Source organism: Devosia sp. J2-20 (assembly GCF_055808475.1).
The window spans coordinates 409,731-435,917 of record NZ_CM147870.1 but is presented as its reverse complement, the minus strand read 5'-3'; the positions used below and the strand labels follow the sequence as shown (position 1 = coordinate 435,917).

22 protein-coding genes and 1 pseudogene are annotated in these 26,187 nt (G+C 60.0%); 10 read left to right on the top strand and 13 right to left on the bottom strand.

The features are described from left to right. Window positions 1–134: 134 nt before the first annotated feature. The gene (locus tag AC0L37_RS02135; RefSeq protein ID WP_282222127.1) at window positions 135–818 is read left to right on the top strand and encodes a hypothetical protein; all 684 of its coding nucleotides are present in this window, start codon (window positions 135–137) and stop codon (window positions 816–818) included. Window positions 819–991: 173 nt separating this feature from the next. Here the strand turns inward: AC0L37_RS02135 and AC0L37_RS02130 are convergent, their stop codons facing one another. Beyond that, window positions 992–2,956, bottom strand: a complete 1,965-nt coding sequence (locus AC0L37_RS02130; protein ID WP_282222128.1) for an AAA family ATPase — start codon at window positions 2,954–2,956, stop codon at window positions 992–994. A 633-nt stretch (window positions 2,957–3,589) separates the two neighbouring features. On the opposite strand from AC0L37_RS02130, the gene AC0L37_RS02125 reads away from it, so the two are divergent. The 5 genes from AC0L37_RS02125 to AC0L37_RS02105 all read left to right on the top strand — a co-directional run bounded on the left by AC0L37_RS02125 (window position 3,590) and on the right by AC0L37_RS02105 (window position 9,615). Then, the gene (locus tag AC0L37_RS02125; RefSeq protein WP_282222129.1) at window positions 3,590–5,290 is read left to right on the top strand and encodes a L,D-transpeptidase family protein; all 1,701 of its coding nucleotides are present in this window, start codon (window positions 3,590–3,592) and stop codon (window positions 5,288–5,290) included. A 231-nt stretch (window positions 5,291–5,521) separates the two neighbouring features. Then, window positions 5,522–6,436: a peptidoglycan L,D-endopeptidase MepK gene (gene mepK / locus AC0L37_RS02120; protein ID WP_282222130.1), complete on the top strand. Its 915-nt coding sequence runs from the start codon at window positions 5,522–5,524 to the stop codon at window positions 6,434–6,436. Between the two features lie 50 nt (window positions 6,437–6,486). After that, window positions 6,487–7,140, top strand: a complete 654-nt coding sequence (locus AC0L37_RS02115) for a hypothetical protein (RefSeq protein ID WP_282222131.1) — start codon at window positions 6,487–6,489, stop codon at window positions 7,138–7,140. A 201-nt stretch (window positions 7,141–7,341) separates the two neighbouring features. Then, a complete protein-coding gene (dxs, locus tag AC0L37_RS02110) occupies window positions 7,342–9,210 on the top strand; it encodes a 1-deoxy-D-xylulose-5-phosphate synthase (RefSeq protein WP_473315300.1) in 1,869 nt (622 codons plus the stop codon). A gap of 177 nt (window positions 9,211–9,387) precedes the next feature. Further along, window positions 9,388–9,615: a flagellar basal body rod C-terminal domain-containing protein gene (locus tag AC0L37_RS02105; RefSeq protein ID WP_269370173.1), complete on the top strand. Its 228-nt coding sequence runs from the start codon at window positions 9,388–9,390 to the stop codon at window positions 9,613–9,615. 62 nt (window positions 9,616–9,677) lie between these two features. Here AC0L37_RS02105 and AC0L37_RS02100 read toward each other — a convergent pair whose 3' ends face one another. Continuing rightward, window positions 9,678–9,938, bottom strand: coding sequence for a DUF2312 domain-containing protein (locus AC0L37_RS02100; protein WP_212656832.1), 261 nt, complete (start codon window positions 9,936–9,938; stop codon window positions 9,678–9,680). Window positions 9,939–10,067: 129 nt separating this feature from the next. Between AC0L37_RS02100 and AC0L37_RS02095 the strand changes: the two genes are divergently transcribed. Continuing rightward, window positions 10,068–10,676, top strand: coding sequence for a DUF1036 domain-containing protein (locus AC0L37_RS02095; protein WP_249327543.1), 609 nt, complete (start codon window positions 10,068–10,070; stop codon window positions 10,674–10,676). Beyond that, on the top strand, window positions 10,673–12,109 hold the full coding sequence (gene pyk, locus AC0L37_RS02090; RefSeq protein ID WP_212656831.1) for a pyruvate kinase: 1,437 nt from the start codon (window positions 10,673–10,675) through the stop codon (window positions 12,107–12,109). The genes AC0L37_RS02095 and pyk overlap by 4 nt, the downstream gene beginning before the upstream one ends. Before the next feature lie 67 nt (window positions 12,110–12,176). On the opposite strand, the gene AC0L37_RS02085 is transcribed toward pyk, so the two are convergent. Further along, window positions 12,177–12,578 carry an SRPBCC family protein gene (locus tag AC0L37_RS02085; RefSeq protein ID WP_212656830.1) on the bottom strand — a complete coding sequence of 134 codons (402 nt, stop codon included), beginning with the start codon at window positions 12,576–12,578 and terminating at the stop codon, window positions 12,177–12,179. 317 nt (window positions 12,579–12,895) lie between these two features. After that, window positions 12,896–13,021 carry a type B 50S ribosomal protein L36 gene (gene ykgO, locus AC0L37_RS02080; protein ID WP_046105532.1) on the bottom strand — a complete coding sequence of 42 codons (126 nt, stop codon included), beginning with the start codon at window positions 13,019–13,021 and terminating at the stop codon, window positions 12,896–12,898. 214 nt (window positions 13,022–13,235) lie between these two features. On the opposite strand from ykgO, the gene AC0L37_RS02075 reads away from it, so the two are divergent. Together AC0L37_RS02075 and AC0L37_RS02070 are read left to right on the top strand one after the other, a co-directional pair. Next, window positions 13,236–13,742 carry a response regulator gene (locus tag AC0L37_RS02075; RefSeq protein ID WP_212656829.1) on the top strand — a complete coding sequence of 169 codons (507 nt, stop codon included), beginning with the start codon at window positions 13,236–13,238 and terminating at the stop codon, window positions 13,740–13,742. Between the two features lie 2 nt (window positions 13,743–13,744). Next, window positions 13,745–14,167 (top strand): annotated as a pseudogene (locus AC0L37_RS02070) (HIT family protein); the annotation flags it as partial. Window positions 14,168–14,235: 68 nt separating this feature from the next. On the opposite strand, the gene AC0L37_RS02065 reads toward AC0L37_RS02070, so the two are convergent. From AC0L37_RS02065 to AC0L37_RS02025, 9 genes are all read right to left on the bottom strand, one after another. Further along, window positions 14,236–15,255: an ABC transporter ATP-binding protein gene (locus AC0L37_RS02065; protein WP_212656827.1), complete on the bottom strand. Its 1,020-nt coding sequence runs from the start codon at window positions 15,253–15,255 to the stop codon at window positions 14,236–14,238. Further along, window positions 15,255–16,238 carry an ABC transporter ATP-binding protein gene (locus AC0L37_RS02060; RefSeq protein WP_282222134.1) on the bottom strand — a complete coding sequence of 328 codons (984 nt, stop codon included), beginning with the start codon at window positions 16,236–16,238 and terminating at the stop codon, window positions 15,255–15,257. Before AC0L37_RS02060 ends, AC0L37_RS02065 begins: the two co-directional genes overlap by 1 nt. 2 nt (window positions 16,239–16,240) lie before the next feature. Beyond that, window positions 16,241–17,161: an ABC transporter permease gene (locus AC0L37_RS02055; protein ID WP_212656825.1), complete on the bottom strand. Its 921-nt coding sequence runs from the start codon at window positions 17,159–17,161 to the stop codon at window positions 16,241–16,243. Beyond that, the gene (locus tag AC0L37_RS02050) at window positions 17,161–18,084 is read right to left on the bottom strand and encodes an ABC transporter permease subunit (RefSeq protein WP_212656824.1); all 924 of its coding nucleotides are present in this window, start codon (window positions 18,082–18,084) and stop codon (window positions 17,161–17,163) included. The genes AC0L37_RS02055 and AC0L37_RS02050 overlap by 1 nt, the downstream gene beginning before the upstream one ends. 104 nt (window positions 18,085–18,188) lie before the next feature. Next, window positions 18,189–19,802 (bottom strand): peptide ABC transporter substrate-binding protein, encoded by a 1,614-nt coding sequence (locus tag AC0L37_RS02045; RefSeq protein ID WP_269370159.1) that lies wholly within the window; start codon window positions 19,800–19,802, stop codon window positions 18,189–18,191. A 254-nt stretch (window positions 19,803–20,056) separates the two neighbouring features. Continuing rightward, window positions 20,057–20,218 carry a hypothetical protein gene (locus AC0L37_RS02040; RefSeq protein ID WP_212656823.1) on the bottom strand — a complete coding sequence of 54 codons (162 nt, stop codon included), beginning with the start codon at window positions 20,216–20,218 and terminating at the stop codon, window positions 20,057–20,059. Further along, on the bottom strand, window positions 20,215–21,498 hold the full coding sequence (locus AC0L37_RS02035; protein ID WP_269370158.1) for an acetyl-CoA C-acetyltransferase: 1,284 nt from the start codon (window positions 21,496–21,498) through the stop codon (window positions 20,215–20,217). Before AC0L37_RS02035 ends, AC0L37_RS02040 begins: the two co-directional genes overlap by 4 nt. Before the next feature lie 2 nt (window positions 21,499–21,500). Continuing rightward, window positions 21,501–23,462, bottom strand: coding sequence for a 3-hydroxyacyl-CoA dehydrogenase NAD-binding domain-containing protein (locus tag AC0L37_RS02030; protein ID WP_282222135.1), 1,962 nt, complete (start codon window positions 23,460–23,462; stop codon window positions 21,501–21,503). A gap of 158 nt (window positions 23,463–23,620) precedes the next feature. Then, window positions 23,621–26,086 carry an acyl-CoA dehydrogenase gene (locus AC0L37_RS02025; RefSeq protein WP_212656820.1) on the bottom strand — a complete coding sequence of 822 codons (2,466 nt, stop codon included), beginning with the start codon at window positions 26,084–26,086 and terminating at the stop codon, window positions 23,621–23,623. Between the last annotated feature and the right edge of the window lie 101 nt (window positions 26,087–26,187).

Sequence of the window (26,187 nt, the reverse complement as noted above, 5' to 3'; positions counted from 1 at the left end):
GCACCGTTCTAATAATGACAATAATTGCGATCGTGGCATCTACCAAGGGGCTCGCTCACATTAGGAGCAAGTTTTTCTTAGTAGCTGTGGTAGTCGCTCTACTTCTACTAAGTATTCTAGACGGAAAACGTGACTTGGCGCTTGCTGCCGTAGTGGGCATCGCCGGGCATTTTATCATTGTAAGGAAGGGCAAAGTTAAGTTCATTCATATCGCTGCCGTAATAGGCACCGCAGTTGCCTATTCAATGATCTCCGACGTGCGAGCGGCCCGCGTGTCGGGAAATGAGCCATCAATTCTGTATATCATCACCGCGTTGGGCGTTGAGTATAAGGACTTTGTTCATAGCATAAATTATCTTTCCATCGAGCAGATGCAAAATTATGGCTACGATTGGTGGAAGTCATCGCTGGCGAGCTTACTGAATAGAAACCTCCTAGTTGTCTTCGGTGTTGATAAAGACGCTTGGGTAAACATGGACAGCGCAAGAGCATGGATGCGCGCTTATGGCATTACACTTGGCATTAGAACCGGAATTGTATCCGAGCTATACTACGCTTTTGGGCATTTCGTGTACGCCGCAACAGCTATTCTTGGTTGCTTTCTAGCATTCATTGTGCGGCGGATACGACAGGCGAGGAGCGTGCTCGGCTATGTGTACTGGCTAGCATTCTTTGCCACCTTCTCATTGTCGATCATGGGCCAGACCACGTCGGTATTGGGCGCGTTTGTTCCCCTCACATACGCTGTTACGGGCCTTTATCTGCTGTCACGTGTACCCGGTGTGAGACCATTTGGTTCAAGTTTGGCTGCTAACTAGCGGATGGAGCTTTTGTAGAGCGTTGCTTAGCAGAAGCCCTGGGATGTGGAACCGAGATCATGTTACGCTGGTAAGCATGCACGAGATGGAACCAGCCAGACGATGCGTTAATTCGTGAGAGCCAAAATGATGTTTTCCGCTTCACAGGCCAAGGCGCAGCAACCATTGGCCTGTCAATGGAGAGCAGGCCCCTTACGCGTCACAAGCGACGATCTCGGACCAACCAGCCTGTCAACGAGCCGCTGCATTTCGTCCTCATTATCCAGAATCAACGCTGACGCCCTCGCCATCGCAGCTTGAATGCGGCGGTGGACGCCGCCGATCATCAAGGTAGACAAGCCCTCGCCCATCTGCAAGGCCTCAACATCCACGAGCCCAAACTCGCCAAGACCGGATCTGACTTCCAGCGCCTTTGCGAGCTTTGTGGCAATCGCCAAGTCCGAAGTGTCTGGACTAGCTCCAAAGACTGAAACGGCGCCAATCATGATCTCCTCAGCTGCCCTTCCCGCCATATGGAAAGTGATGACGTCGTTACAGAACTGCTCTGTCGGAAAGGGTGGGAACTGGACACATAGAGAAAGTGGTGACGAAGTGCTCGCAGGGTCCGCCTCGCCGAATTTTTGGAGCCCAAGAATCTGACCCACCACGATCTGTCCGGCGCGATAAACCGCGATTCGTCGGCGATCCGGAGCAGATAGGTTGTCTGACCGTCTTCTTACAGCTTCTGCGAGATCGGTTATACTAAAACGGTGGCCGGCGCGCCTAGCCTTTGCCTTAGCCGTTCGAACCAGCCTCTCGATATCGGCTCCCGTCTGACCATGAAGACACTCAGCAATCGGGCGAAGTTCATTCTTCGAAAAGCTAGGGCCAACCTTGTCGACAAGGATCATCGTGATCGCCTGAACATCTGGCGATTCGATTGTTATGGTTTGTTCAAGTCGACCTGCCCTGGTCAACGCAGGATCGATTCGATCCTCAAAATTCGTCGCCCCGACAATGATAATGCCCTCTGTAGCCAAGGCCTGAGACACCAGCTCGAGCATGTGGTTGACGATTTGTGTCCAGTACTCCTTATACCGACCGCCGATATCTTCACGGCTGGAGATACCATCGATTTCGTCGATCAAAAGGACGCAGGGCGCCTCGGCCATCGCCTTCTCAAATACGATGCGCATTCGCTTCAATGTCCCGGAAAGATGGTCATGGCCGTTCCATTCAGCAACGCTGGAGGAAATGAGAGGGACGCTCAACGTCGCGGCCAAAAGACCAGCGAACGTTGTTTTCCCGACGCCGGGCTTTCCCGTTAACACCACAGCCCGATGGTCAACTTCTTGCCAAGAGAGCTCGCCCAACCGCCACATAGCGATGTCCTGAGCCAATTCTATGCCCCACAACTTAGCATGACCGTAGCCATGAGCGTCGTAAAGCGTGCGAAGCTGCTTGGGGGCATCTGGCTCCTTAGGCATCAAGGCGACCAGATTCTCGACACAAGCCTCGGCGCTTCGGCCTGCTCGAATTCGAAGTGCAAAATCCTCCGCACTCAGCGCGTCGGGTTTGCTTATAGAGGAGAGGTTCGCGGGCGCGGCCCCAAAAATCTCCAGAAATGTCCTCGACACGATTTCAGCCGTGATGACCGGACGTTCCAACAGCAAATCGGCCACAGTGACAAATGCCTCGGGCGCTTCACCTAGGTGGTCGTAGAACCACAGGATCGGAAAGCACTGCCTCGCAGCGTTTTTGACAACGGACATCCTTACATAGTCGGCGGGGCCGCCGCCGACAAAAACGATTAAGCTACGCTGATCCGGTGCAAATCGAGGATTGGCCGTCACAAGGCCATCCGAGAGCGTTGCTTTCAGAACCGAGGCGAATAGATAGCCTTCATCAGCATCTCGGACTGGCATAGCGATGAGCGAGGTGGACAATTCCAGCTCTTTCCGTGACCGGAAATGTTGACCGAGCGCCACCGCGAGCATCTGCGCAGCAACAATGTAGTCTGGCGTTACCACTCGCTGCCAATCCGTATGGACGGCGACATCAATGTCGTCGTTCGGGATGGGCTCATATGATGAGCGGAGTCTCTGCAGAAACTCTTCAGCCAGACCAATGGCGGCAGTATCCGCTGAACGAAAGGCCATTATGTTCTCCTGACGCAGCGCGTGGCTGCAAGTGTGTCAAGGAGTGCGGCTCAGGGTCACTGTCTGCAGGCGCTCCGCCTCAAGGGCTTCTTTTTATAGAACAAACAGGGAACTGCGTCAACAAACCAAAGCGCCCACAAACCCTACAAGTGCGGGATAGAAACCATCTTTGTTGCGAGGCCACTTCTGAAGCGCCACAACGCAATCCTCGCCATCAATACGGGCTAAAGATCTAGGCCTGACGGCCCTTGGGAATGCGATGTTTAAAGGGTGTGGGCGTGCGTAATCATTGGCGAAATGCAGATATTATTTGGCAGCACACAACAACATTTGCAAGATAAGTTGCTCTTCTTAAGTCGTTAACGGACGCGAAAAATCAGCCAAATGATTGATAGAAAAATGCAGATCCAACATCAAAATGAAGCTTCTAACCTCACAGTCTTATTCTGAAATTCTGACATTCTTATTCCGCGCCTACAGCGTTGCAAACCGACCACAAAACTGGCTCACAAGTTTGCGAGATGTTGTTCCCGTTAAGGTTTGCAGAGTATTGCTCTAGCGTGCGGTGCGGCCCGCCCAGTCCGGTGCAGGATGCGGGTGTTGCCCCGATGAATTGCCTGTGCTGGAGCACCAATGAACAAGATTCTGGTCTGCCTTGTCGCCGCCCTTGCCGGTGTAGGAAGCGCTTTCCCCGCCACAGCCCAGGATGTTGCCGGCCTGGCGGCCGGAACCGTCATTATCGCGCCCCCACGCACACCGCTGGCCCAAACCATTAAGGGCGGCCTGTCAGTCGCCTATTATGGCGCCAACAAGGACAGCAAGGCCTATAACGAGGCCCAGAAGCTCTATTTCTTCTATGGCGCGCGCCATTTCGAACCTATCTGGCTTGATGAAACGCCGGACGGTCAGGTCGCCTTTTCCCCCTCGGCACAAAAAATCATCAAGCTGTTTGAAGCCGCGGCCAGCGAAGGCCTGCGCCCCAGCGATTATCTGACCGCCGAGCTCGACGTCACCACTGTCGACAATGATCCCATCAAGATGGCGGCACTGGAAACCGCATTTTCGCGTGCCACCATGCGCTACGCGACCCATATCTATACCGGCCGTATCGTCCCCGGCTCGATCAGCTCGCAGCTCGACATCACGCCCAAAAAGCTCGATGAAGCCAGCCTGCTGGTGCAACTGGCCTCCAGCAACGATCCCGTCAAGGTGCTCTCTGCGCTTGAGCCGACCCACCCCGAATTTGTGGCGCTCAAGGCCGCGCTCGCCGATTTCGACAGGATCCAGGCCGAGCGGCCGGTGCAGATTGCCGCCGGCGCCACCCTGCGTCCGGGCATGAGCGATCCGCGCGTACCCGTGCTGCGCCAGCGCTTTGAAATCGCCGATGCCGGTGACAGCGCAACGCTTTATGACGACAGTGTCGTGGACGCCATCAAGGCATTTCAGAAGACCCGCAATCTGGCTGTCGACGGTGTCATGGGTCCGGCGACCCTGGCAGCCCTGAACGGCGGCGCGCCGCTGACCCGGGCCGACATTCTGGCCAATATGGAACGCTGGCGCTGGATGCCGCGCGACATGGGTGCGTTCCACGTGCTCGTCAACATTCCCGAATACCGCTTGTCGATCAATCGCGACAACAGGGAAGAATACACCACCCGCGTTGTCGTCGGCACTACCAAGAACCAGACCCCGGTTTTCTCGGAAAGCATTCGCCACATCGTGGTCAATCCATACTGGAACGTGCCCAGCTCGATTACCAAGGGCGAAATCGCCCCCGCTGTGCTGCGCAATCCCGGCTACATCGACAGCCACAATTACGATCTTCTCTATAACGGCACCGCCATCAGCCCCTATTCGGTGGACTGGAGCCAGGTCAGCGCCGCCAACTTCCCCTTCCGCGTCCGCCAGCGTCCGGGCAGCGGCAATGCCTTGGGTCAGATCAAATTCCTGTTCCCCAACAAGCATAATGTCTACCTGCACGACACTCCGTCAAAGTCTCTGTTCTCGCGCGATTTCCGCGCCTACAGCCACGGCTGCGTCCGCGTGCAGAACCCGCTCGAGTTTGCGGGTGCCCTGATGGCCAATGAAACCAAGATCAGCCGCGCCTCGCTTGAAAGCATGTTTGGCAATTCCGAGCGGTGGGTGAACCCCGAACGGCAGATCCCGGTCCACATCGCCTATTTCACGGTACGCGTTGCCCCCGATGGTTCGCTGCAGTCCTTCGGCGACATCTATGGCCACAATGCCAAGCTGATCGCCGCCATGGGCTTGGACACACCGGCACCGGCCCCTGAAATCATTGCCGAAATTGGCGATGGCACCATCTCGCCATAACGCCCGGTTAACCCCGCGTTTACAATTTCGCCTTGGTTGCGCCCGGTTTTGATCGTAATAACGTCTGCGTGAGCAGGCTGAGAGGGCTGATCACAGCTTGTTAGCGTTAATCGTTTGCATCGGATTTTACGCTAACGTCCGAAGATAGACTGGCAATAACCGGACAGAGTACAGCGTGACGGGGACTTCCTTTTGCAACGGCATCGTATCGGGCGGCTTTTGCTCGCCGCCATGATCAGCGTTTCCCTCATCATGCCGCAGGCCGTCGTGCCCGCGGCAGCCGCTTCCGAGCGCGCCATCTATCTCTATTACACCCACACCAAAGAGACCGCGCGCATCGTCTTCAAGCGCAACGGTCAGTTTGTTCAGTCCGGTCTGAATGAACTGAACTATTTCCTGCGTGACTGGCGCCGCAACGAGCCCACCAAAATGGACCCGCGCCTGTTCGATCTGGTCTGGGAAGTCTATCAGGAAGTCGGCGGCAGTCAGCCCATCAACGTGGTCTCGGCCTATCGCTCACCTGCTACCAATGAAATGCTCCGCGCCAAGTCCTCCGGTGTTGCTGAAAACAGTCAGCACACCAAGGGTAACGCCATGGATTTCTTCATTCCCGGTGTGCCGCTGTCGCGCCTGCGCGCCGCTGCCATGAAGAAGCAGGTCGGCGGCGTCGGCTATTATCCCACGTCGGGCAGTCCCTTTGTACATCTCGACACCGGCTCAGTCCGCGCCTGGCCGCGCATGACCCGCGCTCAGCTCAAGGACATCTTCCCCGACGGCAAGACCATGCATGTGCCCACCGACGGCAAGCCATTGTCGCAGCAGGGCTATCAGGTCGCGCTGGCCGAATGGAAAAAATGCCACGCCTATCCCTGCAATGGCAGCTCTTCAGGCACCCAGGTCGCGTCGAGCGGCAGCGGCCGCACCCTGGTCGACATGCTGTTTGGCGGCAATGACGACAAGCCGGCCAGCGCCACCAAGGCTGCACCCGTACAGGTCGCCTCGGTCGCGCCGCAGCCCTCCACACCCAAGGCTGCCCCCATTCCAGCCATGCGCCCGGCCAGCCTGGCCCTCGCCAGCGCTGAAGCCCCAACACCGGCCCTGCCCTTCTCAACCGATGGCAGCGCCCCCTTGATGCCGCCGAACTGACAACGCTGGCCAGTGCGCCCATGCCAATGCGCAAATCCGAAGCCCTCCAGATGGCGACGGCCAGCGCTCTGCCTGCCGGCGACGCCGTTATGGCTCTGGCCGCGTTCAGCGCCCCTGTACCGCAGCCGCGTCTGATCATGAGCGAGCCCGAACAGCCCGAGATGATGACAGCCTATCTGCCGCCGCTGCCCCAGGATCCCGATGCCCAGCGCGCGCTTGAGATGATCATTGCTCGCGAAACCGCCCCCACCGTGACGGCATCGATCCCCACCGATCGCCTGCCCGACCTGCCCGTACTCAAGGGCGTTACCGGGGCAACCGGCCTGCGCACCGCTTCGCTCGGCGGCAATGTCGTCACCGATACGCTGGGCAATCTGTTCCGCGGCACGTTCTCGGCCCCCGCGCAGGATGAACCCGTCGCTCAGGCCCTGGCCAGCCACATAGCCAAGCGCCCGACCATGGGCACCATGCGCCAGCCCGATCTGATCATCCCCGATCTCGAGCATGTCGCCGAAGTCTTCATCACCCCGACCGAAATGAGTTCGGATCATTTCGCCGAGATCTGGGACCACGATGAGGCCGATTTCAGCCCCGTCACCGAGATGGGCCGCTATGTCACGGTGATGCGCGTCGGCGATTTCCCAGAGGGTTTGTCGCACACCCGTTTTGTTGGCGCTCAGCCCGTCGCCCTCACGGTCAACTAGCCGGCCCCAATTCAGGCATCATTACAGTGCACTTGGGCGGTTGTGCAGATTGGCGCAGCCGGCTCGGCATTGTTGCAATGCGCCGCATGCGCGCCTAAACAACAGCATTACTGCCCCTTTGGCGAAGGACTGCCCGTTTTGGCCGACAAGCCCGCGACACCGCTGCTCGACACCGTCAATTCTCCGACCGATCTGCGCGCCATGCCGCGCGAGGACTTGCGGCAATTGACCGACGAGTTGCGCGCCGAGATGATCGACGCGGTCTCGGTGACCGGTGGCCACCTTGGTGCTGGTCTGGGCGTGGTTGAACTGACCGTGGCGCTGCACGCCGTGTTCGACACGCCCCATGATCGCATCATCTGGGATGTCGGCCATCAGGCCTATCCACACAAAATCCTGACCGGTCGCCGCGATCGCATTCGCACGCTGCGCCAGAAGGACGGCCTGTCCGGTTTCACCCGCCGTGCCGAAAGCGAATACGACCCGTTTGGCGCCGGCCACTCGTCCACCTCGATCTCCGCCGGCCTGGGTATGGCGGTCGCCAGCGACCTGCTCGACAAGCCGCGCAATGTCATTGCCGTTATCGGCGATGGGGCGATGTCCGCCGGCATGGCCTACGAAGCCATGAACAATGCGGGCGCCATGGATGCCCGGCTCATCGTCGTGCTCAACGACAATGACATGTCCATCGCGCCCCCGACCGGTGCCATGAGTTCTTATCTGGCGCGGCTGGTCTCAGGCCCGATGTATCGCGGCGCGCGCGAGGCAGCCAAGAATTTCGTGTCCAAGCTACCGCAGTTTCTCTACGAGCCTGCCCGCCGCACCGAGGAATTTGCCCGCTCTTTCTTTACCGGCGGCACGCTGTTTGAAGAGCTCGGCTTCTATTATGTCGGCCCCATTGATGGCCACAATCTCGATCACCTGCTGCCCATTCTCGACAATGTGCGCGATGCGGCCGAAGGCCCGATCCTTGTCCATGTCGTTACCAAAAAGGGTAAGGGCTATGGTCCCGCCGAGGATTCCGACGACAAGTACCATGGCGTTTCCAAGTTCAACGTCGTTACCGGCGCCCAGACCAAGACCCCGTCCAATGCGCCCTCCTATACCAGTGTCTTCGCCGAAACCCTGATCCAGGAAGCCAATGACGACCCGCGCATCGTGGCCGTCACCGCTGCCATGCCATCGGGCACGGGTCTGGACAAATTTGCCGAAATCCACCCCGGCCGCATCTTTGATGTCGGCATTGCCGAGCAGCACGCCGTCACCTTTGCCGCGGGCCTGGCCAGCGAAGGCATGCGCCCGTTCTGCGCCATCTATTCGACCTTCCTGCAGCGTGCCTATGATCAGGTCGTGCACGATGTCGCTATTCAGCAATTGCCGGTCCGTTTCGCCATTGACCGCGCCGGCTATGTTGGCGCCGACGGCCCCACCCATGCCGGCAATTACGACAGCGCCTATCTCGGCGCCATTCCCGGCATCGTGCAGATGGCCGCCGCCGACGAGGCCGAACTGCGCCACATGGTGACCACCGCCACCCATTACGACAACGGCCCCATCGCCTTCCGCTACCCGCGTGGTGACGGCATGGGCGTTGACCTGCCGGCACGCGGCGAAATCCTGCCCATTGGCAAGGGCCGCATTATTCGTCAGGGCGCCACCATCGCTATACTCAGCTATGGCACCCGGCTGGGCGAAGTGCTCGCCGCCGCCGACAAGCTGGCCGCGCTGGGCCTCAACCCCACCATTGCCGATGCCCGCTTCATGAAGCCGCTCGACGAAGAACTCATCGCCAGCCTGGCCAGCAGTCACGACGTGTTGCTGACCGCCGAAGAAGGCTCGATTGGCGGCTTCGGCAGCCACGTCGCCACCTTCCTGGCCGCCAATGGCCTGCTCGACGGCAAGCTGCGCTTCCGCCCGCTGATGATCCCCGATCGCTTTGTCGAACATGCCAGCCAGTCCGACATGTACGCCGATGCCGGTCTCGACCGCGCAGGCATCGTCGCCACCGCCCTGACCACGCTGGGCTACGATCAGGCCGCCATGGCAGCAGCACTCGGCAAGTCCAGCTAGCCTCTTTTAGGGCTGACTATCCCAAAGTGATTACACGGCGCTGAGAACGGGCGTGGCCTCACGCCGCCGCGCGGGGTTAGGTCATGTTTGAAATAGATTGAGCGCGTCGCCCTAAAGGAAACCGCAAGCCTTGTGGCGCTATCTGGTGACCTCTGAACTTTCCGTCAGGCCTGCCTCATGACCATTTCAGCCATTGCCTCCGGCGCCGCCGGCATGCACCGCGCCGCCGACCGCCTCGAAGCCAGCGCCAGCCGCGTGGCCCGCTTCGGCACGGGCCTGCAGGACGTCGATCTGACCACCGAAATGGTCGAGACCATGATGGCCCAGACCGACTTCAAGGCCGCCGCTACAGTCGTGCGTGCCGCTGACCGCATGACCCAGACCACCATCGACATTCTCGCCTGAACGCAAAAACGCCCGACTGCCATGGGCAACCGGGCGTTCTGAAATTTGCATGGGGCGTTGGCTCAGTCGTCTGACGGGGCCGCCACCATCCCAAGGGCACTCATATAGAGTTCGAGCAGGGCTTCCTGCTCCATGCGCTCATTGGCGTCCTGCTTGCGGATCGTCACGATCTTGCGCAGAATCTTGGTGTCAAAGCCGTTGCCCTTGGCCTCGGCGTAGATTTCCTTGATGTCGGCAGCAATGGCTGCCTTTTCCTCTTCCATGCGCTCGATGCGCTCGATGAACGCCCGGAGTTGGTCCTGGGCAACGCTGTCTTCAGCCATGGGTCATACCTCTTTGTCTCAAGCGATGCTTGAACCCCAGACTCACCCTCGGTTCAACCCCTTTGTGACCCAATCCACATCACCGCGCTTCTGCATGCCCCCAATTCCGCCAAATCAGGGCATTAGCCATTGACCAATTCCCTCCCATGGGCTCAAAGAAGGCACGTTTTCCCGATGATTTCCGGCTCGCTTTTGCAAACCATTCGTCTCGGCACGACTTTGATCAGCGCAACGCTTGCAGGCTTGGTGTTCTTTGCAACGCCGGCCAAGGCTGATCTACGCATCTGCAACGAGACTTCCAATCTCGTTTCGGTAGCCCTGGGCTACCGTGCCGAGCGTGGCTGGATGAGCGAAGGCTGGTGGCAAGCCCCTCCGGGCGATTGCCGCGTGCTGTATCAGGGTGAACTCCAGCGTCGCTTTTATTACATCTTCGCAGCAGATGATGTGGCAGGCGGCGCATGGGACGGAGCAGTATTCATGTGTACACGCGACGAGACCTTCACCATATTCGGGGTTGAGGATTGTCTTGCGCGCGGTTATGAGCGCACCGGTTTCTTCGAAATCGATACACAGAACCGTTCCGACTGGACACTGCAGCTCACCGAGAACGCCGCCGGACCCGCGATTGTCGGGCCTGATGGTGGTGAAGACCTTGAAGATCCCACTTTCCTTGTCGATCCCAACGATGTGGACGCACCGCAGGACGACATAACGACGCAAGAAACGGACACGCAATGAGACGCATGAGACGCGCAAAGATCGTCGCCACCCTCGGGCCAGCCAGCCACGAGGAAAAGATGATCGAGGAACTGGCCAAGGCCGGCGCGGACGTGTTCCGCATCAATATGAGCCACGCCAGCCACGAAGTGCTCAACACCACGGTCGAGCGCATTCGCAATGTCGAAAAGCGCCTCAACCATCCATTGGGCATTCTGGTCGACCTCCAGGGTCCCAAGCTGCGCGTCTGGAAATTTGCCGATGGCGCTGTCGAACTGGCCGCCGGGCAGAAATTCACCCTGGACAGCGATGACACGCCCGGCACCACCGAGCGCGTTTACCTGCCCCATCCTGAAATCATCGAAAGCGTCTCGGTAGGCGACCGCCTGCTGCTCGATGACGGCAAGCTGCAGCTCAAGGCCACCAAGGTGGGCAATGGCGCCATCGAGACCGAAGTGGTCTATGGCGGCAAGCTCAGCGACAAGAAGGGCGTATCGCTCCCCGATACCCTGCTGCCCACCGGCGCACTGACCGAAAAGGACCACGCCGATCTGGTCGCCGGTCTGGCTGCCGATGCCGACTGGATTGCCCTGTCCTTCGTGCAGCGCCCCGAAGACATCATCGATGTGCGCAAGATCGTTCAGGGTCGCGCAGGCGTCATGGCCAAGATCGAAAAACCGCAGGCTATCGAGCGCCTCGAAGAGATCATCAAGCTGTGCGACGCCATCATGGTGGCGCGTGGCGATCTGGGCGTCGAGCTGCCGCTTGAGCAGGTCCCCGGCCTGCAGAAGCGCATGATCCGCATGGCCCGCCGCTACGGCAAGCCAGTGGTCGTCGCCACCCAGATGCTTGAATCCATGATCACCGCGCCGGTCCCGACCCGCGCCGAGGTCTCGGACGTCTCCATCGCCGTGTTTGAAGGCGCTGACGCCATCATGCTCTCCGCCGAGTCGGCTTCTGGCCAGTATCCGGTTGAGGCCGTCGCCACCATGAACAAGGTGGCCGTGGCCGTCGAAGGCGACGCCAACTATCGCGGCATTATCCGCGCTGCCCAGACCGAACCTGAAGCCACTGCGGCCGACGCCATCTCGGCGGCGACCCGCCAGGTTGCCGAAACGCTCGACCTGGCCGCCATCGTTACCTATACCGCCTCCGGCTCGACCGGCATCCGTGCCGCCCGCGAGCGGCCCTCCAAGCCCATTATCGTGCTCTCGCCCAACCAGCGCACCATCCGCCGCATGTCGGTGGTCTGGGGCGTCCATTGCGTGCAGACCGAAGATGCAGTGAGCCTGGAAGACATGGTCGATCGCGCCTGTGTCATCGCCTATCAGGAAGGCTTTGCCCGTCCCGGTGATCGTATCGCTATCACGGCCGGCATTCCGCTGGGCACACCAGGTGCCACCAACATGCTCCGCATCGCCTTCGTCCGCCAGGACGGCGCCGGCTCCAGCTAAGCCCGCCAGGCATGACCCGATAAAAAGAACCCGCGGCACGACCGCGGGTTTTTCTTTGGCTGATCGCCTATTTCGTTTCCATTAGGGTCTTGAGCACCAGCAGGTCCGAATACAGCCACTCCTCCTCGGAGGCGAAGACCGCGTCGGACACCAATGGCTGCTGCACCGAAGTATGGGTCAACACGCATCCATTGCCATTGCGGATCAACCGCACGCTTGAGGACTGCCACACATGCGGTCCCGACTGCAGCGAGTAGTCGAGCACAAAAAACGCATTGCGTGGCGTAAAGCGGACCAGCACCAGCCCGTGCGGCCCGTCAAACGACCACACCAGTGGCCCTTCTTCGGGCTCTGCCTGTCCGGGGCCCACCAGCGTCCAACGTGCCAGATTGGCGGGCTCCACCAGAAAGTCATACACATCCTGGATCGGTCGATTGATCAGCACGGTGAGTGTCCGGGCCTTGAGCATAAATTACCTCGCGGCGAACGCGAAAAAATGGCGCAAATAAAAAACGGCTGGATAAAACCAGACAATAGATAACGTAACGTACTGATGCACAGGTATAATTATGCCAAACGACGTAAACCTTTGCACCATCCCTCACCTGCGCATTGAGCATTAAACGCGGGGTTTTGGGACGGTGGGATACCTGAATGATGGACCGCATCGGTATTGCGCGCGGACCGCCCACAGGCAACGCGCCGGAAGGGCCCGGACCAACCCCAAACGCAACAAAGCCCGCTTTCGCGGGCTTTGTCAGTCAATCTTCAGTATCAAGCTTTAGCTTAGCCCTGACGGGCCTTGAAGCGCTTGTCTACCTTGTTGATGATATAAACCCGGCCGCGACGGCGGACGAGCTTGTTCGCGCGGTGGCGAGTCATCAGCGCCTTCAGCGAGTTGCGGATCTTCATCGGACGATTCCTTGGTCAAACAAAAGGGGCGCCATGGCGCCCGGAAACTTGGCGGCATACATAGGGAAAATGCCCCACCCTGTCAACGCGGCTTGGCCGGAGTTTTCACGCAAATGTCGTGAAAAGCTATGGCTTGCATATAATGAACCCGATTAACCGCTCATATGCAAAGCCCTGCTAAGATGCAGGCCTGCGAAGTAAGGGTTTGCGTACCATGGCCACTGAGGAAATTACCAAGCACGGTGTGTTGATCGCCGATCACTCTCCCCACATGGCATCGCTGATTGCGGTGATGCTGCGCAGCTTGGGACGCAGGGATATCCGCGAGAGCTACGACGCCAACCGCGCCATGATTGAACTGCGCCGCCGCGCGTTTGACGTGTTGATCATTGATGATGACCTCAATGGCATGGACGGCGTTGCCTTCACAAAAAAGCTGCGTGCCTGCTCCGATTGCCAGAACCGTCTGGTGCCCATCATCATGATGAGTGCAGCGCCCGACGCCAAACGCATCGCCGACGCCCGCGACGCCGGTGTCACCGAATTCTTGCGCAAGCCATTTGCTGCCAACCATCTTCAGACCCGTCTGACCAGCATCGAGACCAATCCGCGCGGCTTCATTGAAGCTGAGGCCTATACCGGCCCCGACCGTCGCCGCAAGACTGTCGATATCGGCGAGAATGAACGGCGTACCGAAGCCCAGAAGCGCGAAGCCAGCTAGCCATGCGGCTGCCGTTTGATCTGGATGCCCACGTGCAACGCAGCCAGCACGGCCCCTGCTTTATCTGTGAACTTGTCGCCGGCAATCCCGACTACGCCCATCACGTGATCGACCGCGATGATGACACCATCATCTTTCTCAGCAAGTTCCCCACCCTGCCCGGCTATGCCCTTGTGTGCCCTACGCGGCACTACGAAGATCTGGCAGAGGACATAAGCCCTGAGGTCTATCTGGCACTGCAGGCCGTCGTCCACCGGCTCTCACGGGCTCTCAAGAGTGTCTATGACGCCGAACGGATCTATGTGCTCTCGCTGGGCAGCAAGCAGGGCAATAGCCATCTGCACTGGCATGTCGTGCCCCTGCCAAAGGGCGTCCCCTACGACCAGCAGCAATACCACGCCCTGATGGCCGAACACGGTGTGCTGTAATTCAGCGACGCTGAAATGGCAAAGGCCGCCGCCAATATCGCGGCGGCCTATAATGCCTTGGCCGATTAGCCGTTCAGGATAGCCTCACCGGGCACGTCGATCTCGCGCCAGCGATGGCACGCCACCAGTCGACCACCCTCTATCACCTCAAGCGGCGGGCGCTTCTCCGCGCAATAGGGTTTGGCAAAGCGACAGCGTGTGCGGAAGGTGCAGCCCGATGGCGGATTGATTGGCGAAGGAATTTCACCCTTCAGCGCATCGATATTGCGCAGTCGCGCCAGCTTCGGATCGGGGATCGGCACCGCCGTCAGCAGCGCCCGCGTATAGGGGTGCTTGGGGTCGTTGTAGATATCGTCACCGCTTGCCAGCTCGACGATGCGGCCCAGATAGAGCACCAGAATACGATCCGAGACATGTCTCACCACGCTCAGATTGTGCGATATGAAGATCAGCGTCAGCCCGAACTCATCCTTGAGCTCGGCCAGCAGGTTCAGGATCTGCGCCTGGATCGACACGTCCAGCGCCGAGACAGGTTCGTCACACACGATCAGCTTGGGTTCGGTGATCAGCGCCCGGGCGATACCGATACGCTGCGCCTGCCCGCCCGAAAACTCGTGCGGATAGCGATTGATCATTTCGGGCAGCAGCCCGACCGATTCCATGGTCTTGAGTACACGGGCGCGACGCTCGGTCTTGCTCAGCTCGGGCCGCAGCGTGCGCAGCGGATCAGCAATGATCTCGCCCACAGTCATGCGCGGGTTGAGCGAAGCCAGCGGGTCCTGAAAGATGATCTGCAGGTCCTGCCGGCGCTTGCGCATTTCCTCGGCCGGCAGCCGGGTCAGATCCTGTCCCAACCACAACACCTGGCCCTCATCAGGCGCCAGTAATTGCAGGATACAGCGACCCAGTGTGGACTTGCCACAGCCGCTCTCGCCCACAATGCCCAGCGTCTCGCCCTGGTGGATGGTGAAGTTGATGTCTTCAAGCGCCGTCAGCGTCAGCGGCCGGGCAAACAGCCCGCTGGCGATCGAGAAGGTTTTCTTGAGATCCTTGATCTCAAGCAGATCGACGGGGGTCTGGTCCATTACGCGACCTCTCCATAGGCCATCGGGCCTTCATAGAAACACGCCTTTTCGCGGCCGTTCTCGGTCTGGGTCAGCGGTGGCCGCTCGACCATGCAGCGATCAAAGGCAAACGCGCAGCGCGGATTGAACGAACAGCCCTTGGGCAGGTGTTCAAGGCTGGGCGGCAGGCCCTGGATCGGATCGAGCCGCTCGGCGCGCTTGGCGATATGCGGGGTCGAATGCAGCAGACCCAGCGTGTAGGGGTGGCGCGGATCGTAGAACAGATCGTCGGTCACGCCCTTTTCCACGGCCCGCCCGCCATACATCACCATCATCCGGTCAGCCACGCCGGCCACCACGCCCAGATCATGGGTGATCAGTACCAGCGAGGTGCCGAAATCTTCGGTCAGCGATTTGAACAGGTCCAGCATCTGCGCCTGCACCGTCACGTCGAGCGCCGTTGTCGGCTCATCGGCGATCAGGATCTTGGGCTGGCACAACAACGCCATCGCGATCATCACGCGCTGGCGCATACCGCCCGAAAGCTCATGCGGATAGGCATTGGCGCGCTTGACGGGTTCGGGAATACCGACCCGTTCCAGCATCTCGATCGAGGTCTTGATCGCCTGCTGCTGGTTGAAACCGCGATGCTTGACCAGCACCTCGGCCAGCTGCGTCTTGACCCGCAATGTCGGGTTCAGCGAGGTCATCGGATCCTGGAAGATCATCGCGATATCCTTGCCGCGATGGGTATCAAGCTGCTTGGGCGGCATGCCGATCAGGTCGATATCACCCATCATGGCACGGCCGCCGGCCCGGCCATTCTTGGCCAGCAGACCCATGATCGCCAGGAACGCCTGGCTCTTGCCCGAACCGGACTCGCCAACCACGGCCAACGTTTCGCCCTGCGACAGGCTGAAATTCATCTCGCGAACGGCGTGCACTTCGCTGTCATGCAGCTCGAAGGTCACCGACATGTCTTCGACTTTGAGGACTTCTGTCATGTCTATCGATCCTTGGGGTCAAGGGCGTCGCGCAGGCCGTCACCGATATAGGTGAGGCACAGCAACAGGGTGACCAGCACGGTGGCTGGCGCCAGCAACATCCAGGGCAGCACTTCGGCCACCGGCGCACCGGCGGAAATCAGCGTCCCCAGCGATGTCTGCGGCTCCTGCACGCCCAGACCCAGATAAGAGAGGAAACTCTCGGCAATGATGATCTCGGGAATGGTCAGCGTGGCGTAGATCACCACCGGGCCCGTCAGGTTCGGCACGATGTGCCTTGTGATGATGGTCCAGGGCTTGGCACCGCCGGCGCGGGCCGCTTCCACGAATTCGCGTTCCTTGATCGACAGCGTCTGACCCCGCACGATGCGGGCCATGGTCAGCCATTCGATCGCCCCGATACCGACAAACAGCAGCACCGGATTGCGCCCGAACATCACCACCAGAATGATCACGAACAGGATGTAGGGCAGCGCGTACATCACGTCGACAAAGCGCATCATCAGCGCATCGACCCGACCGCCGAGATACCCCGCAACCGCGCCATAAATAATGCCGATCACCACCGACACAACGGTTGCGACCGCGGCCACGATCAGGCTCATCTGCGTGCCCTGCAGCACGCGCGCCAGCATGTCGCGACCATTCTGGTCGGTGCCGAAATAATGGGCCTTGTCGAAATTGGGCGGCTTGCGAATGGCGGTCCAGTCGACCTCCGAATAGCTCCACGGCACGAAATGGGGGCCGATAAAGGCCGCCAGAATGATGAAGATCACGATGGCGATCGAGATCACCGCCGCCTTGTTGCGGGCCAGACGCCGCAGCGCGTCCTGGGTCAGCGAACGTCCCTTGGGCGCGTCCAGCGTTTCCAGCTTCTGCGCGTATTGGCTGAGGACTTCGTCCTTACCTGTAATGCCGGCCATCAGCGGTACCTCACCTTGGGATCGAGCCAGGCATAGACCAGGTCAACCAGCAGATTGAGCGCGAGGATGATGAACATGTAGAGGATCGTCGTTCCCAGCACGATGCCGTAGTCGCGGTTAAGCGCTGCGGTGACGAAATATTTGCCGATCCCGGGCAGACCGAAAATCTGCTCCACGGCCAGCGAGCCGGTCAGCAGATAGCTCAGCCCCGGCCCCAGATAGGACACAACCGGCAACAGCGCCGGCTTGATCGCATGCCGCGCCAGCACCAGCCGCTGTCCCAGACCCTTGGAGCGCGCCGTGCGCACATAATTGGTACCCAGCACCTCGATCATCGAGCCGCGCATCAACCGCGAAATACGCGCGGCATGGGGCCAGGCCAGCACGGTCACCGGCAACACCAGGTGCCACACCGAGCCATTGACCCAGCCACCCGCTGGCAGCCAGCCCAGATAAACGCCGAACCACAATTGCAGAATCGCGGCCATCAGGAAGTTCGGCACCACAACGCCCAGCATCACAGCCAGCACCAGCACATAGTCTGGCCACTTGTTCTGGTTCACCGCGGCAACCATGCCCGCGACGACACCAATGGCGGTCGCAATCACAAAAGCCGTCATCGCCATGGTCAGCGTGAATGGAAAGCCAATGGCGATCAGCTGGCTCACATTGAAGCCATCAATGGCCATGGACGGGCCCAGATCGCCATGCAGCAGGCGCCAGAGATAGATGAAATACTGCGTGATCAGTGGCTGATCGAGATTGTAGTGAGCCCGCAGATTGGCCAGCACGGTCGGCGGCAAGGCGCGCTCGCCGTCAAAGGGGCCACCCGGTGCCAGGCGCAGCACGAAAAAACAGACAGTCACGGCGATCAGTGCAATCGGGATCGCCGAGAGCACGCGCCGCAGGGCATAACCCAGCATGATGCAAAAACCTTTTGTAGTCCGGGCGCAGCGTCCACGGCGCGCTCACCGGCAAAAAGAGATCGTGGGAGCCGCAGCCCCCACGATCAAAGCGTCGTCCTGGCCTATTCGGCCTTGGTCAGCCAACGGGTGCGGTGCACGTCCTTGGCATTGTCTTCAAAGCCAGAGATCTTTGGCGAGATGACATTCTTGGACACGTACCAGTAGATCGGGATCGCACCGAATTCGTCCATGGCGATGGTTTCTGCCTCGTGCAGCATACCGGCGCGCTTGGCCAGATCCTGTTCGCTGGTGGCGGCATCAAGCAGCGCGTCGAACTCTGGGTTCGAGTAGCGGCCGTAATTGTTGCCCCAGTTCATGGTGTCGCCCTGCATCGTGCCGGTCTTGAGCAGATCCAGAGTGTTCGAAGCGTCCGAGTAGTCGAGCAGCCAGCCGGCACGGCCGACCTGGAAGTCACCGGCGCGCAGTGCGTCGTAGTGCACGGCGGTTTCGGAGTTGAACAGCTCAACCTTCACACCGATTGGCTCCCACATGGCGGCAATCGCCACCGCGATGCGCTGGTGGTTGTCATTGGTGTTGTAACGCAGCTGCAGGGTCAGCGGATTATCAGCCGAGTAGCCGGCTTCGGCCATCAGCTCGGAAGCCTTGGCAACGCGCTCTTCATAGGGCATTTCGGCCCATGCTGGCATATAAGCTTCGCCTTCATAGTTGGCGGTGCCATCTGGAACCCAGCCATAGGCTGGCAGTTCGCCAGTGCCCAGGATATCGGGCCCGATCACGTCACGCAGGATCGAGATCGACAGCGCTTCACGAACGCGAACGTCCTTGAGGGCTTCGTTTTCCTGGTTCAGCACGTAGTAGTACACGCCCAGGAATGGCTCGACATGTGCTTCGCCGGGCAGATTGTCCTGGATCCACTGATACTGGTCAGCCGGGAAGTCGGTCAGGATGTCGAACTCACCCGCACGGTAGCGGTTCAGCGCAGCAGCCTGATCTTCGAGCACGTGGTAGTACACTTCGTCGATCTGCACATTGGCAGCGTCGTAATAGTCATCGTTCTTGACCGAGTGGACATAGGAGCCCGGCAGCCATTCGGTGATCTTGTACGGGCCGTTGGCCACGATGTGCTCCATCGAGGTCCAGGCATCGCCGAACTCGTCGACCAGATGCTTTGGCACAGGATAGGCGGTGTAGTGAGTCAGGGCCTGCAGGAAGAACGGCGTCGCCGCTTCCAGCGTGATTTCGACGGTCTTGTCGTCGAGTGCCTTGACGCCCAGCTCGCTGAAATCAGTGATTTCGCCCGAGTTGATACCGGCAGCATTCTTGATTGGGTACTGCAGGTAGGCGTATTCCGACGCGGTTGCGGGATCCATCAGGCGCTGAAACGCGAAGACGAAGTCTTCAGCAGTCACAGGCTCGCCATCGGTCCAGGTAATGCCCTCGCGCAGGTGGAACGTGTAAACGGTGCCGTCTTCCGAGATTTCCCAGCTTTCAGCCTGGCCCGGAATGGCGTCGGCCTTGGCATCCTCAGTCACCAGACCTTCAATGTAGTCACCAACGATGCGGTTTTCCCAGTCGCCGGAAACCTTGTGCGGATCGAGCGAACCCGGATCGGCACCATTGTGCATCTGCAGCGTCACGGCCGAAGCGGCAGTGCTCATCATCAGCGCCATGGCGCCGGCGGTCGCTACCGCTGTCAGGGTTTGAGTGATTTTCATGCGCGTTCCATCTCCTTGTGGAATTCCTGAAAACATCTTCTCTCCGCGATCATATCGCCGCGGATTTGAATAGCCTTGTGGCCAGCAGGCCAAGAGCCTGCCGGGCAAGATTGTTGGACGGTATTACGCAAATCCGTCCACTGACAAGTAAAAGATTGACCTAAACGTCAAGGCGCCAGCATTTGTTAACATGCTGCGCGCCGGGGAAAACCGGCACGCCATTGCGCTCAAATTGCAATTTGCAGAAAATTTGCCTAGCCGCCCAGCAGACCGGACTGCTGCACGCCATAAATTACCAGCGCCAGCGCGATCAGCCCGGCAAACGGCGCCCAGCTGGGAAGCTCGGGCTTTTTGCCTGGCGGCTTGGGCTCGGGCTTCTTTTCGATCTTGCGGAATTTGACGACGTTATCGCTCATGCCGCACTTTCTACCAGAGCCGTCACGCCTTGCCCACCAGCAGTACAGACTGAAATCAGCGCCCGCTTGCCCGGCTCAGAGCTCAGCAATTTGGCGGTGACGCCCAGAATACGCGCGCCGGTCGCCGCAAAGGGATGGCCATAGGCCAGGCTTGAGCCCTTCACATTGATCTTGGCCGGATCGATTGGTCCCAGCACTGTGTCACGCCCCAGAACATCCTTGCAGTAGGCCGGATCATTCCAGGCTGCCAGCGTCGAGAGCACTTGGGCGGCGAACGCCTCATGCAGCTCGAAATAGTCGATATCGTCAAAGCTCAGCTTTGCCCGCGCCAGCAACTCGCTGACTGCAATGGTCGGCGCCATCAACAGGCCCTCGCCATGGGCAAAATCATTGCCGGCAACGCGGCCCATCGTCAGATAGGCCAGGATAGGCAGGCCCCGTTCCTTGGCCCACTCTTCACTGGCCAGCAGAACGGCAGAGGCGCCATCTGTCAGCGGCGTCGAATTGCCCGCCGTCAGTGTGCCATTGCCGCTGGATTTGTCAAAGGCCGGCTTGAGCGTCGACATCTTTTCCATATTGGCATCGGCACGCACATTGTTGTCGCGCACTAGCCCCGCGCACTGCACCAACAGGTCGTCGTGGAAGCCCTCATCATAGGCCTTGGCGGCATTGCGATGGCTGGCCACCGCCAGCTCGTCCTGTGCCTGGCGGGTAATGCCCCACTCCTTGGCCATCAGCTCGCAATGCTGACCCATCGACATGCCCGTGCGCGGTTCGTTGACCGAGGGCGCGACCGGCTTGAGCTCACCAAACGAAAACCCTTTGAACGCCCCGAACTTGTCGCCGGTCGAACGGGCCTTGCTCAGATCAATCATGCGGTGCTGGAACTTGTTGCCAAACACGATTGGGCTGTCGCTGACCGTGTCCGAACCCGCAGCAATGCCACTGTCGATTTCGCCGCTGGCGATCTTGGCACCCAGCATCAGCGCTGCCTGCAGGCTCGTGCCACAGGCAATCTGCAGCGTCGTGCCCGGCGTGCGCGGCGATAGCCCGGCATCCAGCGCCGCTTCGCGGGCGATATTGAAATCGCGGCTGTGGGCGATCACCGAGCCTGCCACCACTTCGTCGATCTTCTGGCCCTTGAGGCCAAACTTGTCGACCAGCCCGCCCAGAACGGTACCCAGCATGCTCAGATTGGTTTCGTCGGCATAGGCCGTGTTGCCGCGCGCAAATGGAATGCGCGCCGAACCCACGATTGCGACTTTGCGAAGTTCAGCCATTTCTATGCCTTCCCGTCTTTGCGTGCCTTGATCGGTCCGCCCAGGAACGGCGCGAAACCGGTTCCCATAATCACACCGATATCGGCCAAACCGTCATTGGCGACGACACCTTCAGCCACCACCACTTCGGTCATGTCGACCAGCGGCTTGACCAGTTCACGACCCAGTCCGGCCAGATCGGCATGGCTGGGCACGTCGCCCTTTTGCGCCTTGCCGTCTTCCCATTTGTAAAAACCTTCGCCGGTCTTGCGACCCAGCTTGCCGGCCTTGACCAGCGTATCGAAATTGCTGCCTTCGGGCACGGCATGGCCAAGCTCTGTGGCAACCGACTTGCCGACATCCAGACCAACGGTATCCATCAGCTCGATCGGGCCCATCGGCATGCCGAACGCCACTGCGGCGGCGTCGAGTAATTCCTTGCTCTCGCCCTTTTCCACCCGTTCGACGGCAGCCAGCATGTAGGGCATCAGCACGCGGTTCACCAGGAATCCCGGTGCCGATTTGACCACCACGGGCGACTTGCCGATCGCCAGCGCAAACGCTGCGCCGCGGCCAATGGCATCATCGGTGTTAAAGGTGGACCGGATCACTTCCACCAGCGGCAACTGCGCCACCGGATTGAAAAAATGCAGGCCGATCAAGCGCTCGGGCTGCTTGAGCTTTTCGGCGATCCGCTCCAGCTCGATCGAGCTGGTATTGGTCGCCAGAATGGCATCAGGCTTGGCCTTGAACTCCATCTCGCCAAAGATCGACTGCTTGACCTCGAGCTTTTCAACCACCGCTTCGATGATCACATCGGCACGGGCCGCGCCCTTGCCCTCGGGGTCAGCCTCAAAGCGCAGCATGGCCGCGTCGACCTCGCGCTTTTTCTTCAGCCGCTTCTTGAACAGCTTCTTGCCGCGATCCAGCGCCGGCTGAATGCGCGCCATGTCGAGATCTTGCAGCGTCACGCTCATGCCGCGCAGCGCACACCAGGCCGCGATATCGCCCCCCATCACGCCAGCGCCGATCACATGCACGCGGGCAAACTTTGCGCCCTTGATGCCCTGCTTTTTGAGCGCCTCGGAGGCGAAGAACACCCGGCGCAGATTGGTCGCGGTATCGCTGCCCATCAGCGGCACGAAGCGCTCGATCTCGCCGTGGCTCATCGCCTGCCAGTTATCGCCATGCTGCTCGAACAGATCGATCAGCGCATAGGGTGCGGGGTAGTGTTCCTTGCGCGCCTTCTTGCCAACCTGCTCGCGCATCTTGTTGGCGATATAGCCGCGCAACGGCCCCATCGCCATCACCTTCTTGGCAAAACCGGCCTCACTCGATTCGCGCTTTTGCAGCACGGCCTTGCGCGCTTCCCAGCGCAGCATGTCGCGGTGACGCACCAGCTTGTCCACCAGATTGAACCCGCGCGCTGCACCGGCCCGGATCATCCGCCCGGTCAGCATCAGCTGCATGGCATCAACCGGACCGGCCTGCCGGATCGAGCGACCTGTGCCACCAAAGCCCGGAAAGATGCCCAGATTGACTTCAGGGAAGCCGATCCGCGTCTTGTCGTTATTGACGGCCACTCGGTAGTGACAGGCGAGCGCAAGCTCCAGCCCACCACCCAGACAGAACCCGTGAATACCCGCAACCATCGGCACCTTCAGCGCTTCGATCCGGCTGAACAACGCATGGGTGCGCTGCAGCGCGCCCGGCAGCACCGAAAAGTCGCTCATCGCGTCGAATTCGCTGACATCGGCACCAGCAATGAAGCCGCTATCCTTGCCGCTGAGCAGGATCACACCCACCAGCTCGCCACTCTTGGCCAGTTCTTCAAACCGGACCACCAGCGTTTCAAGCTCTTCAATGGCCAGACGGCTCAACGTATTGACCGGCGAATTGGGCGTGTCGATCGTCAGCCAGCCCAGACGTTCCACGTCTATTTCAAAGCGCCAGTTCGTGGTCTCCGGCATGTTCGGCTGGATCATCGTGTCTCCTCAAAATTCCTGGCTCGCGCCATCGCCACCCCGTTCAGGGCGGCACCCAATCTGTGGGCTAACCGGGCGCAGCATCATGCATTTTTGACGCAGCGCCCGTTTCGTTCCATCCCCATAAAGGAGGGGTTGTCGATTGCCAACGCGTGCCGTTACTGCGCTGCCACCTTGTGTTTGGCGTCAGCGGCCAGCTCGTCTGGCGCAAAATCATCCACCTGCACCACGCGGTCGGTCGCTTCGTCAGCCGCCCGCATGATTCCAGCCTCATTGTCGCTCAAGACGCCCGCCGCCACCGCATCATCAACGGCATCGCGATCCAGCCGACGCTCGATCACGCCCTTGCGCGCCGCCTTGATGAATTTGGCTTCGATTTCCTCGGCCTCGGTCACCTTGATGAACGCGTCTTCGAGAACGCCCGTCACGTCGGCGGGATCCATCGAGACATACAGCCCCGTGGTCAGACGATCGCGGAACGCGCCCGGGCGCAGCACATCGCGCACAAAGCGATAGTTCATCCGGTCGCTGGCAGGCTTGGCATGGCGACCCAGCGGGAAGCACAGGAAGCGCATGGCATTGGCCACAAAGCCATTGGGGAAATTGGCAAACACTTCGCCAAAGGTCTGCTCCATGGCCGCGATACGGTCAGCCATGATCGCATCGACCAGCGGCTTGTCCTCGGCAATACGACCTTCATCCTCAAACCGGCGCAGCGTGGCCGACATCAGATACAGATCGCCCAGAATGTCGGCCATGCGGCCGCTCAGCTTCTGCTTGCGCTTGAGCTGTCCGCCCAGGATCACTGTGGTCCAGTCAGCGGTCAGCGCAAAGGCCTGCGAATAGCGGTGCAGCTTGCGGTACCAGCCGGCCATTTCCGTTTCGACCGGGGTCGAGGCGAAGGCGCCATTGCTGACCCCGTGCAGGAAGCTGGCCGCGATATTGCGCAGCATGAACTTGGTATGCCCGCCAAACGCGGCATCAAACTGGTCCAGACCCGCCTTCTTGTCGGTATTCTGCGCCGCTTCGATTTCCTTGTAGAGGAACGGATGCGCGCGCAACACGCCCTGCGCAAAGGTCATCAGCGTGCGCGTCAGGATATTGGCGCCTTCCACGGTGATCGCCACAGGCGTCGCCATGTAACCACCAAACAGATAGTTGGTCGGCCCATCCTGGATGGCGCGGCCACCATGGATGTCAAAGCTGTCATCGACACTGTCGCGCATGGCTTCAGTGGTGCGGTATTTCAGCAGCGCCGAAATCACCGCCGGGCGCTGGCCTTCATCGACCATCGAGGCGGTCAGCCGGCGCGAGGATTCATAGGTATAGGCGCGCTTGACCATCTCGCCGAGCGGCTCGGCCACGCCTTCCATGATGCCCACGGGAATGCCGAACTGGCGACGGACCCGCGCATAGGCCGAGGTCACGCGCAGCGCCTGCTTGATCGAGGTGGTGCCAATGGCGGGCAGCGAAATGGCGCGACCGGTCGACAGGCACTCCATCAGCATGCGCCAGCCCTGGCCGGCATAGTCCGTGCCACCGATCAGAAATTCCATCGGAATGAACACATCGGTGCCGCGGGTCGGACCATTCATGAACGCCTGGCGCGCCGGGAAGTGGCGACGGCCGATTTCCACGCCCTCATGGTCGTGTGGCACCAGCGCCAGGGTGATGCCGATATCCTTGCCCTTGCCGAGCAGATTGTCGGGATCCTTCAGTATAAAGGCCAGGCCCACCAGCGTGGCGACCGGCGCCAGCGTGATGTAGCGCTTGTCCCAGCTCAGGCGAACGCCGAGCACTTCCTTGCCCTGATAGGTCCCCTTGGTGACCGTACCGATATCGCGCATGCCGCCGGCATCGGAACCCGAATGCACACCGGTCAGGGCAAAGCACGGCACTTCAAGGCCCTTGGCCAGACGGCCCAGATATTTTTCCTTCTGCGCGGGCGTGCCGTATTTTTCCAGCAATTCGCCCGGTCCGAGCGAGTTGGGCACCATCACGGTAATACCCGCCGCCACCGAGCGGCTCGAGATCTTGGAAACCACCATGGACTGCGCCTGCGCGCCAAAGCCCAGACCGCCATGCTCTTTGCCGATCAGCATGCCAAGGAAGCCCTTGTCCTTGAAGAACTGCCACACTTCGGGGCTCAGATCAGCGCGGTTATTGCGCGTGTCCCAGTCGTCGATCATGGCGCAGACTTCATTGGTCGGGCCATCCAGGAAGGCTTGCTCTTCCGCACTCAGAGTCAGCGGGCGAATGGCATTGAGCTTGGTCCAGTCCGGACGGCCCGAGAACAGCTCGGCGTCCCAGCCGATCGTGCCCGCGTCCAGCGCTTCCTGCTCGGTGCGGCTGACGCGCGGCAAAATGGATTTGACTGCCCCGTAAATGGGCTTGATCAGCAATGGCTTGCGGATGGCTTCAACGCTGAGCGCCAGCATGATGATGCCCGGCAACAGGGCCAGCACCAGGCCGAACCCACCGCCAAAGGCGATGCCGCCATCAAAGTCGAAACGGCCGAACAGGCCGATCACCAGAGCAGCAACACCCCACTGCCATAGCGGGCTTTCCCGCATGGCCAGCACGGCGAAGACAACGAGGCTGATCACGATAAGCGCAAAGATCACGGCATGCCCTCCAAGGCGTTGCTCACGCGTGGCGCCGAGCAACTCAATCCCGAAACGTCAGACCAGTCGCCGAATCGTTCAGCTTGGTCATTGGGCCTGCC